General features: G+C 59.7%; 10 protein-coding genes and 1 pseudogene. 7 read left to right on the plus strand and 4 right to left on the minus strand.

Annotated features, from left to right (window positions below; translation table 11 throughout):
* The first annotated feature begins 281 nt into the window (after positions 1–281).
* The 6 genes from arcD to ACW4TB_RS15995 all read left to right on the plus strand — a co-directional run bounded on the left by arcD (position 282) and on the right by ACW4TB_RS15995 (position 7,230).
* Complete coding sequence (gene arcD / locus ACW4TB_RS15970) at positions 282–1,709, plus strand: arginine-ornithine antiporter (protein WP_012316035.1); 1,428 nt, start codon at positions 282–284, stop codon at positions 1,707–1,709.
* A 32-nt stretch (positions 1,710–1,741) separates the two neighbouring features.
* Entirely contained in the window at positions 1,742–2,995 is a 1,254-nt protein-coding gene (gene arcA, locus ACW4TB_RS15975; protein WP_012316036.1) for an arginine deiminase, read from the plus strand.
* Positions 2,996–3,063: 68 nt separating this feature from the next.
* Positions 3,064–4,074, plus strand: coding sequence for an ornithine carbamoyltransferase (locus ACW4TB_RS15980; protein ID WP_012316037.1), 1,011 nt, complete (start codon positions 3,064–3,066; stop codon positions 4,072–4,074).
* Between the two features lie 142 nt (positions 4,075–4,216).
* Entirely contained in the window at positions 4,217–5,146 is a 930-nt protein-coding gene (gene arcC, locus ACW4TB_RS15985; protein ID WP_012316038.1) for a carbamate kinase, read from the plus strand.
* A gap of 56 nt (positions 5,147–5,202) precedes the next feature.
* Positions 5,203–5,571: a DUF5064 family protein gene (locus tag ACW4TB_RS15990; RefSeq protein ID WP_012316039.1), complete on the plus strand. Its 369-nt coding sequence runs from the start codon at positions 5,203–5,205 to the stop codon at positions 5,569–5,571.
* Between the two features lie 147 nt (positions 5,572–5,718).
* On the plus strand, positions 5,719–7,230 hold the full coding sequence (locus ACW4TB_RS15995; protein WP_279930726.1) for a sigma-54-dependent transcriptional regulator: 1,512 nt from the start codon (positions 5,719–5,721) through the stop codon (positions 7,228–7,230).
* A gap of 78 nt (positions 7,231–7,308) precedes the next feature.
* Here ACW4TB_RS15995 and ACW4TB_RS16000 read toward each other — a convergent pair whose 3' ends face one another.
* Positions 7,309–7,584, minus strand: coding sequence for a bacteriocin immunity protein (locus ACW4TB_RS16000; RefSeq protein WP_039603443.1), 276 nt, complete (start codon positions 7,582–7,584; stop codon positions 7,309–7,311).
* Positions 7,581–7,709 (minus strand): hypothetical protein, encoded by a 129-nt coding sequence (locus ACW4TB_RS16005; protein ID WP_347882140.1) that lies wholly within the window; start codon positions 7,707–7,709, stop codon positions 7,581–7,583. Before ACW4TB_RS16005 ends, ACW4TB_RS16000 begins: the two co-directional genes overlap by 4 nt.
* A 25-nt stretch (positions 7,710–7,734) precedes the next feature.
* On the opposite strand from ACW4TB_RS16005, the pseudogene ACW4TB_RS16010 reads away from it, so the two are divergent.
* Positions 7,735–8,750: pseudogene (locus ACW4TB_RS16010) on the plus strand (IS30 family transposase).
* 162 nt (positions 8,751–8,912) lie between these two features.
* Here ACW4TB_RS16010 and ACW4TB_RS16015 read toward each other — a convergent pair.
* A complete protein-coding gene (locus ACW4TB_RS16015; protein ID WP_279930722.1) occupies positions 8,913–9,179 on the minus strand; it encodes a bacteriocin immunity protein in 267 nt (88 codons plus the stop codon).
* A 5-nt stretch (positions 9,180–9,184) separates the two neighbouring features.
* A partial coding sequence (locus ACW4TB_RS16020) for an S-type pyocin domain-containing protein (protein ID WP_455843013.1) occupies positions 9,185–10,546 on the minus strand: 1,362 nt, incomplete at its 5' end.

Genomic DNA, 10,546 nt, shown 5'->3' on the forward strand with positions numbered 1-10,546 from the left:
CAACTTTAACCACCTCGATGATCCGTGGAATTTATTGAGAAAAGTTTGCGAAAACGGCAAAAACGACTAGCTTCAGAGTTCGCAGGCTGAACAGGGCGTTTGTTCTGGTTGTACATGGAGGTGCCAGGGTACAGGGCCTGCAACAGGGCTGTCGGCACTCTCCAGGAGTCAAGTGAAGGAAATTTCCTACTTCACAACGCCATGAACTGATCCATGTCAGATCATGGCCCCGGCGACGGATTTATTCTGTCGTCAACGTTCTCCTGGTACGGAGTTGTTAAATGGCTGATTCTTCCGGAAAACTAAAACTCGGCGCACTCGTTGCACTCGTCGTCGGTTCGATGATTGGCGGCGGTATCTTCTCGCTGCCGCAAAACATGGCCGCCAGCGCAGGGGTTGGCGCCGTGCTGATCGGCTGGGCAATCACCGCAGTGGGCATGCTGACCCTGGCCTTCGTGTTCCAGACCCTGGCCAACCGCAAGCCTGACCTGGACGGCGGGGTATACGCCTACGCCAAGGCCGGCTTCGGCGACTACATGGGCTTCTCCTCGGCCTGGGGCTACTGGATCAGCGCCTGGCTGGGCAACGTCGGTTACTTCGTGCTGCTGTTCAGTACCCTCGGCTACTTCTTCCCCATCTTCGGTGAAGGCAACACCCCGGCCGCCATCATCGGCGCCTCGGTGCTGCTGTGGGCGGTGCACTTCCTGGTTCTGCGCGGCATCAAGGAAGCGGCGTTCATCAACCTGGTCACCACCGTGGCCAAGGTTGTGCCGCTGGTACTGTTTGCGCTGATCTGCGTATTCGCCTTCAGGCTCGACATCTTCACTGCCGACATCTGGGCCACCGGCACGCCGGAACTGGGCAGCGTGATGAACCAGGTGCGCAACATGATGCTGGTCACCGTCTGGGTGTTCATCGGCATCGAGGGTGCGAGCATCTTCTCCTCACGGGCGGAAAAACGCGCCGACGTGGGCAAGGCCACGGTCATTGGCTTCATCACCGTGTTGCTGTTCCTGGTGCTGGTCAACGTGTTGTCGCTGGGTGTGATGACTCAACCGGAACTGGCCAAACTGCAGAACCCGTCGATGGCTGCCGTGCTGGAGCATGTGGTTGGCCATTGGGGCGCGGTGCTGATCAGCGTCGGCCTGATCATCTCGCTGCTAGGCGCCCTGCTCTCATGGGTGCTGCTGTGCGCCGAGATCATGTTCGCCGCTGCGAAGGATCACACCATGCCGGAGTTCCTGCGCCGCGAAAATGCCAACCAGGTGCCGGCCAACGCCCTGTGGCTGACCAACGCCATGGTGCAGATCTTCCTGGTGATCACATTGTTCTCCGCCAGCACCTACCTGTCACTGATCTACCTCGCCACCTCAATGATCCTGGTGCCCTACCTGTGGTCGGCAGCCTATGGCTTCTTGCTGGCCATGCGCGGTGAAACCTACGAGCAGGCTGCCAGAGAACGCAGCAAAGACCTGCTCATCGGCGCCATTGCACTGATCTATGCCATCTGGCTGCTGTATGCCGGCGGCATGAAGTATCTGCTGCTCTCCGCCCTGCTATATGCCCCCGGGGTGATCCTGTTTGCCAAGGCCAAGCGTGAAATTGGCCAACCGATCTTCACCAACGTGGAAAAACTGATCTTTGCGGCTGTGGTCATCGGCGCCCTGGTGGCGGCCTATGGCCTGTATGACGGCTTCCTGACCCTGTGACCCACGTCTTCGCTCAATTGGAGGAAAGAACCATGTCCGCTGAAAAACAGAAGTACGGTGTGCACTCCGAAGCCGGCAAGCTGCGCAAGGTAATGGTTTGCGCTCCTGGGCTTGCGCACAAGCGCCTGACCCCGAGCAACTGCGACGAACTGCTGTTCGATGATGTGATCTGGGTCGATCAGGCCAAACGCGACCATTTCGACTTCGTCACCAAGATGCGCGAGCGCGGCGTGGATGTGCTTGAGATGCACAACCTGCTGACCGACATCGTGCAGAACAAAGACGCGCTGAAGTGGATTCTTGACCGCAAGATCACCCCTGACACCGTAGGTGTCGGCCTGACCAACGAGGTGCGCAGCTGGCTCGAAGGCCTCGAGCCGCGCCACCTGGCCGAGTTCCTGATCGGCGGTGTGGCCGGCCAGGACCTGCCGCAGAGCGAAGGCGCCGACGTGGTCAAGATGTACAACGATTACCTGGGCCACTCCAGCTTCATTCTGCCCCCGCTGCCGAACACCCAGTTCACCCGCGACACCACCTGCTGGATCTATGGCGGCGTCACGCTGAACCCGATGTACTGGCCGGCGCGACGCCAGGAAACGCTGCTGACCACTGCCATCTACAAATTCCACCCGCAATTCACCGGTGCCGACTTCCAGGTCTGGTACGGCGACCCGGACAAAGACCACGGCAACGCCACCCTTGAAGGCGGTGACGTGATGCCGATCGGCAAAGGCATCGTGCTCATCGGCATGGGCGAGCGCACTTCACGCCAGGCCATCGGGCAACTGGCGCAGAACCTGTTCGCCAAGGGCGCAGTGGAAAAGGTCATCGTCGCCGGCCTGCCGAAGTCCCGCGCGGCGATGCACCTGGACACGGTATTCAGCTTCTGCGACCGCGACCTGGTCACAGTCTTCCCCGAAGTGGTGAAAGAAATCGTGCCGTTCATCATCCGCCCGGACGAAAGCAAGCCCTACGGCATGGACGTGCGCCGCGAGAACAAGTCGTTCATCGAAGTGGTGGGCGAGCAACTGGGCGTCAAGCTGCGCGTGGTCGAGACCGGCGGCAACAGCTTCGCCGCCGAGCGCGAACAGTGGGATGACGGCAACAACGTGGTGGCGGTGGAACCTGGCGTGGTCATCGGCTACGACCGCAACACCTACACCAACACCCTGCTGCGCAAGGCCGGCATCGAGGTCATCACCATCAGCGCCGGCGAGCTGGGCCGGGGCCGTGGCGGCGGCCACTGCATGACCTGCCCGATCGTGCGTGACCCCATCGATTACTAACGACCATTTTCCCGGCTGCCCCCACAAGGCGGTGGCCGGGCCGATTACCGAACTCAAGGAGAATCACCATGGCGTTCAACATCCATAACCGCAACCTGCTCAGCCTCGAACACCACAGCACCCGCGAGCTGAAGTACCTGCTGGACCTGTCCCGCGACCTCAAGCGTGCCAAGTACACAGGTACCGAGCAGCAGCACCTGAAAGGCAACAACATCGCCCTGATCTTCGAGAAAACCTCAACGCGCACCCGCTGCGCCTTCGAAGTGGCCGCTTATGACCAAGGGGCAAACGTTACCTACATCGATCCCAACTCTTCGCAAATTGGCCACAAGGAAAGCATGAAGGACACCGCCCGCGTACTCGGGCGCATGTACGATGCCATCGAGTATCGCGGCTTCAAGCAGGAAATCGTCGAAGAGCTGGCCAAGTTCGCCGGGGTGCCGGTGTTCAACGGCCTGACCGACGAGTACCACCCGACCCAGATGATCGCCGACGTACTGACCATGCGTGAGCACAGCGACAAGCCGCTGCACGACATCAGCTATGCCTACCTGGGCGACGCCCGCAACAACATGGGCAACTCGCTGCTGCTGATCGGCGCCAAGCTCGGTATGGACGTGCGTATCGCTGCGCCCAAGGCGCTGTGGCCGCATGACGACCTGGTCGAGCGCTGCAAGCAGTACGCTGAGGAAAGCGGTGCACGCATCACCCTTACCGAAGACCCGAAAGCTGCGGTCAAAGGTGTGGACTTCGTGCACACCGACGTCTGGGTGTCGATGGGTGAGCCGATCGAAGCCTGGGGCGAGCGCATCAAGCAGCTCAAACCCTATCAGGTGAACACGGAGCTGATGAAGTCCACCGGCAATCCGCGGACCAAATTCATGCACTGCCTGCCGGCTTTCCATAACTCCGAGACCAAGGTCGGCAAGCAGATCGCCGAACAGTATCCGGACCTGGCCAATGGCATCGAAGTGACCGACGACGTGTTCGAGTCGCCCGCCTGCATCGCCTTCGAACAGGCGGAAAACCGCATGCACACGATCAAGGCGATCCTGGTGTCGACCCTGGCTGATCTCTGATAAGCACCTCGGTAGTGTGGGAGCCGGCTTGCCGGCGATGCAGGCAACACGGTGCATGGCACCGGCTGCGCCGGTGATCGCCGGCAAGCCGGCTCCCACACAGAAACGAGGCGCTCCCCCCATCTTCGCAAAGGACATTCCCATGCGAATCGTTGTTGCATTGGGCGGCAACGCCCTGCTGCGCCGCGGCGAGCCCATGACCGCTGACAACCAGCGCGCCAATATCCGCACCGCCACCGAGCAGATCGCCAAGATTCACCCCGGCAACGAGCTGGTCATCGCCCACGGTAACGGCCCCCAGGTTGGCTTGCTGTCATTGCAGGCGCTGTCGTACAAACCCGACGAAGCCTACCCGCTGGACGTGCTCGGTGCCGAAACCGAAGGCATGATCGGTTACATGATCGAACAGGAGCTGGGTAACCTGCTGGCGTTCGAAGTGCCGTTCGCCACCCTGCTGACCCAGGTCGAAGTCGATGCCGACGATCCGGCCTTCAAGGACCCGACCAAGTTCATCGGCCCGGTCTACAGCAAGGAAGAAGCCGAACGCCTGGCCAAGGAGAAAGGCTGGGTGGTCAAGGCCGACGGCGACAAATACCGCCGCGTGGTGGCCAGCCCCAAACCCAAGCGCATCTTCGAGATCCGCCCGATCAAGTGGCTGCTGGAAAAAAACAGCATCGTGATCTGCGCAGGCGGTGGCGGTATCCCCACCATGTACGATGAAAACCGCAAGCTCAAAGGCATCGAAGCGGTCATCGACAAGGACTTGTGCTCGGCACTGCTGGCCGAACAACTGGAAGCCGACCTTCTGATAATCGCCACTGACGTCGATGCGGCTTACATTGACTGGGGCAAACCCACGCAAAAAGCCATTGCCCAGGCCCACCCCGACGAACTCGAACGCCTGGGCTTCGCCGCCGGCTCCATGGGGCCGAAGGTGCAGGCCGCAAGCGATTTCGCCCGCGCCACCGGCAAGGTCGCCGTGATCAGCTCGCTGGAGAATATCGAGGACATCGTCAAAGGCACCGCCGGCACCCGTGTTTCAACGGCCAAGCCAGGCATCAGCTACCGTTGAATGCAGTAGGCGGGCGCAGGCCGCCCGCCATTTTCGACCCTCCGGAGGATTCCGCCATGGCCCAGTACCAACCTGGTCACGTGCATATCGAGCGCACTGCGCTGAACGCCAATGACCACAGCTACGACCTCAACATCGAGTACGAAGCGACTCAGGATCCCAGGGAAGGTCGGGGTATCCAGTTCCGCTTGCATGGCAGCATCGAAGGCAAGCCGGTAGATGAAAAGTTTTACCTGCCCAAAGATCAGGTGTTGCCGAGCTTTTTGATGGTGCTAAGCCGCAAGGCCCAGTCACACCTGCCACCGCACAAGAAATTCGAAACGCTCGGTTCACCGCACAAGATTTACGACCAGATGTTCGAGGACATCCGCGCCAAACTGGATGTGAAGTCCGGCGATTCGATCAAGCCTGAACATTTAGAGTAAACCCAATCGCCGGCAAGCCGGCTCCCACAGGTACCCCGCTGTCTCGGGTTCTGCGGAGTACCTGTGGGCAGGCTTGCCGGCAATTGGGTTTACCACTGCTCCCAAGGCATACTACTGCCCTCCCCGGCCATAACCCCCCGCCTCCCCATGCGCATCCATGTCAGCTTCATCGACCGCGTCGGCATCACCCAGGAAGTCCTCGCCCTGCTCGGTGCCCGCAACCTCAACCTGGACGCCGTAGAGATGGTGCCGCCGAACGTCTACATCGACGCTCCGACCCTCAGCCCCGCCGTACTCGAAGAACTGCACGACGCGCTGTTCGAAGTACATGGGGTACAGTCGGTAGACGTGGTCGATATCCTCCCTGGCCAGCGCCGCCACCTGCAGCTCGATGCCCTGCTCGCCGCCATGAGCGACCCGGTGCTGGCCGTCGACAGCGCAGGCCTGGTGCTGCTGGCCAACCCCGCGCTGATCGCCCTGTGCGGGCGTGAGTCAGCGGGGCGGTCTGTTGGCGAACTGTTCGGCGACCCCGGCCTGCTGCAGGCGCTGCTGGACAACAACTTCCACCTGCCGATGCGCGAGATGCAGCTCAACGGCCAGAGCCTGCTGCTCGATGCCACGCCCATCACCAACGCCGGCGGCCTGTTGACCCTGTACCCGCCCAACCGCATGGGCGAGCGCCTGTCGGCCCTGCACCACGACCACGCCGAAGGCTTCGATGCGCTGCTCGGCGAGTCCCCTGCGATCCGCACCCTCAAGGCCCGCGCCCTGCGCGTAGCGGCCCTGGATGCGCCCCTGCTGGTACATGGCGAGACCGGCACCGGCAAGGAACTGGTGGCCCGTGCCTGCCATGCCATCAGCAGCCGGCAAGCGGCGCCTTTCCTGGCCCTCAACTGCGCCGCGCTGCCCGAGAGCCTGGCCGAGAGCGAACTGTTCGGCTACGCCCCAGGCGCTTTCACCGGCGCCCAGCGCGGTGGCAAACCCGGGCTGATGGAGCTGGCCAACCAGGGCACGGTATTTCTCGACGAGATCGGCGAAATGTCGCCGTACTTGCAAGCCAAGCTGTTGCGTTTTCTCAGTGACGGCAGCTTCCGCCGGGTGGGCGGCGACCGCGAGGTGAAGGTGGATGTGCGCATCATCAGCGCCACCCACCGCGACCTGGAACGCATGGTCGCCGAAGGCACCTTCCGGGAAGACCTGTTCTACCGCCTCAACGTGCTCAACCTGCAGGTGCCGCCCTTGCGCGACCGTGGCCAGGACATTCTGATGCTGGCGCACTACTTCATGCAGCAGGCCTGCACGCAGATCCAGCGACCTCCTTGCCGACTGACGCCCGCCACCCACTCGGCTCTGCTGGCCAACCCCTGGCCGGGCAACGTGCGCCAGCTGCAGAACGTGATCTTCCGCGCAGCAGCCATCTGCGAAGGCAACCTGGTGGATATCGGTGACCTGGACATCGCCGGGACATCGGTGGCGCGTGGCCAGGATGGCGAGGTCGCGAGCCTGGAACAGGCGGTGGGGGATTTCGAACGTGAACTGCTGCAACGGTTATATGCCAGCTACCCATCGACCCGGCAACTGGCGGGGCGCTTGCAGACTTCGCATACCGCGATAGCCCAGCGGTTGCGTAAGTATGGAATTCCCAAAGCGAAAATTTAATGATGCAACCATCACCCCTTCTCGGATTACTCCGAGAAGGGGCTTTAAATCTAATCATCGAAACAGATCAACATTGACTCAGCCTTCGCGGAAACCGGGTTTTCCATTAGCAGCGAACCACGCTTTCAAAACTGAAATCACTCCGGCGGGACTGTCTTCCACTCCCTCTGCAGGATAGAAAATCAGACCACTTTTGTCTGGGTGCTCGATAATATTTTCAAAGTGATCAGTCAGTCGATTGATATGCGCCCCCAGTACGTCGCCTTTGAGTTGGCTAGGGTTTTCGAAAAACTCATTCAGAAACTCAGTGAACTCAGCCTCTGTATACTCTTCTATTTTATTCTTGAGAATCATTGATCGGCACCTTTATTCCTGTGTATCCGCACGTGATTTTTTGGGGTTGTGATTCTAAGATTGTCGATATCGTAAACCGCGCCACCATCTTTCAAAGGGGCGACGGCAAAAACTGAGTGCAACACCTGACCAATCCGGTACGGTGCCCCTATGTCTTACCAAGAACTCAGTATTGAAGAACGCATCACGATCCAGTTCGGCCAGCTTCAGGGCCTGAGCCAAAGAGCGATCGTCCAGATGCTTGATCGCACCCCTCGACCATTAGTCGTGAGCTTCGCCGTAACACCGCCAGTCCCTCGCCCTATTCTGCCAGCCAGGCTCAGCAACAGATGCGCCTGCGCCGCAAAGCGTGCCGTCCTGCGCGCAAGCTTGAACCAGGTGGCGAACTGTTCGATCTGGTGGCCTACCTGCTGCGACAGCGCTTTTCTCCTCAGCAAATTGCCGGCAAACTCCGACGCATGGAATTCCCAAAGCTTGAAGACGCTTACGTCTGCCGCGAAACGATCTACAACGCCATCTATGCATTGCCGGTGGGTGAGCTTCGCAAGGAGCTGATCATTTGCTTGCGGCAAGGTAAAACCAGTCGTCGCCCCCGCACTGGCGGGGTAGACCGCCGTGGCCAAATCCCTGATCTCGTCAGCATCCATGTTCGTCCGCCTGAGGCAGAAGATCGTCTGACGCCCGGCCACTGGGAGGGCGATTTGATCAAGGGCAAAGCCAATGCTTCTGCGGTCGGTACGTTGGTAGAGCGCAGCACGGGCTACCTGATGCTGATCAAGATGCATGACGCCACAGCGACTTCGGCGGTCGAAGGTTTCAGTGCCGCCTTGAACCGCATGCCTCTGGCAGCGCGTAAAACGTTGACCTATGACCAGGGCCGGGAAATGGTGCGTCACGCTGAGATCACCCAGCGTACCGGAGTGGCTGTTTACTTCTGCGACCCGCATAGCCCCTGGCAGCGCGGCAGCAACGAAAACATCAACGGCCTGATTAGGCAGTACCTGCCCAAGGGCACCGACTTGTCTGGGCATAGCCAGGAGCAGTTGGATGCCATTGCGTATGAACTGAATATTCGGCCGCGCCAGCGTTTTGATTATCAATGCCCAATCGAGATGATGACGCAGATGATGGCTCGGCATCATGAGAGCCCATCCTCTATTCAATGAAGCCCGGTGTTGCACTCAGCCTTTGAAACCGCCAAGCTTTACCTGGCGTTACCGTTTTTTTGCCGCAGGCTGATCAAAGAAGGCAACTAGCGTCAGCTCAGAAGTGAAGATTGTGTGACTGGGAATTCCCGACCGGCAGCGACCGGGAATTCCTTACAGCATTTACGACTCTTTGAAACCAGGCAAACCTTGCTCAGCGCGCCATCTTTTTACTTCTTTGACCACATCACCGGGAGAGTCCTTAATACCTACCTTTCCAGGCCGAAAAATCAGATTAGATCGTGCAGGGTGTTCTGCCAATCTTTCGAACTCCAAAATTCCTTTGGTGTGGGCTCGGTCGGTTGGGTAAAATCTGGGATCACCATGATAAATCGCATAGACCAAATCAAAGAATTCTTTTTCCGTGTAATCAGATATTACTCTAGTCACAGTCGCTACCTCTTTTTATGAATTTCAACATGCGATTTTGGCGACACAATCCTCAGATTGTCGACATCGTATACGCCACCACCATCAGCAATCCTCTTTACATGGTGGATTTCGTATTTAATTTTTGCGCCTATCCGCTCATCTGGATCGGCCAGCGGAGCCAAGCCTCTGCGCATGATCAGCAGATCGCCGAGCCCGAACTGATTCTCAAATAATGGACTACGACCAATCAGCTGCCATAGCCGCCTGCGAAATTCACCGAAGCTGCTGAATTTTTTCCCTCGCAGCTCACTGGCGATCTGAGCAGGAATCGGAGCCCCCTCTCGATTCCCTTCATACAGAAATTGACCCTGTATCAGCTGCCCTTTACCTGTCACCACCCCTGGCATGTTCCGGGGGCTTTTGAACATCACATAAAGAGGCGGCAACCCGGAGTCGGCCGGGAAGATGATGACATAGTCATCGAACCCAATATCTGGCAGGTCAGGATAGATGTCGAGCCGGCCTTCGAGCGGCTCCAGCGTCGGCCCAACCAGCGCCGTTATGGGGGGCGGTGTGGCCGGCAAGGCTGTGGAACTGTCAGTCGGCTCGACTGCGGGCGTCCAAAGCAGTGTTCTGGGTGGCACGTCATCAGTGGTGACGATGTACTGACCGTTTTGCGCGTCGTACTGCGCCGCCAAGACCGGTACTGCAGAAGTGATAAGGGCACCATCGGTGCGGGCGGCGAACAGCTCAGTCGGCCCGACCTGCTCGCGCTTGTCGCCCATCCGCATGGGCACATCGACCGCACCTCGCTCGATGGCCGCAGCCTGGGCAGCAACATTGAGCTCGACCGTGAGATCGGTCAGCGGCGCGCTCAGAACGTAGTTGTCCGGTAAATCACCATTCCCCAATTTGGGGGCGTAGAGCAGTGCGAAGGTACCTACCAGGAAAGGCCCAGCCACAGCTTCGATCGAAGCGGCACTCAGCGATGCGACGGCGGAACGAATGGCCGTGCCCAGTGCTACGCCAGCCTCTAACGCTGGAGCCGCTCCCGTAGTCATAACGATGGCTGCGTTTGCCGATAGCTCAAACAGCGGGGCTTTATAAGTGTTGGCTTGACGCGTGGCCTGCTCTGTCAACGCCCTCTCAGCCGCCTCTTGGGCTTTGGCATATGCTTCAGCTTCAGCTTCGGCTTGGGCCTCTGCCTGAGCTCGGGCTGCAGCTTCTGCCTCTGCCTTGGCTCGAGCCGCAGCTTCTGCCTCTGCCTTGGCCCGAGCCGCAGCTTCTGCCTCCGCCTTGGCCCGAGCCGCAGCTTCTGCCTCTGCCTTGGCCCGAGCCGCAGCTTCTGCCTCTGCCTTGGCCCGAGCCGCAGCTTCTGCCTCCGC

This window comes from Lelliottia jeotgali, from assembly GCF_977070485.1.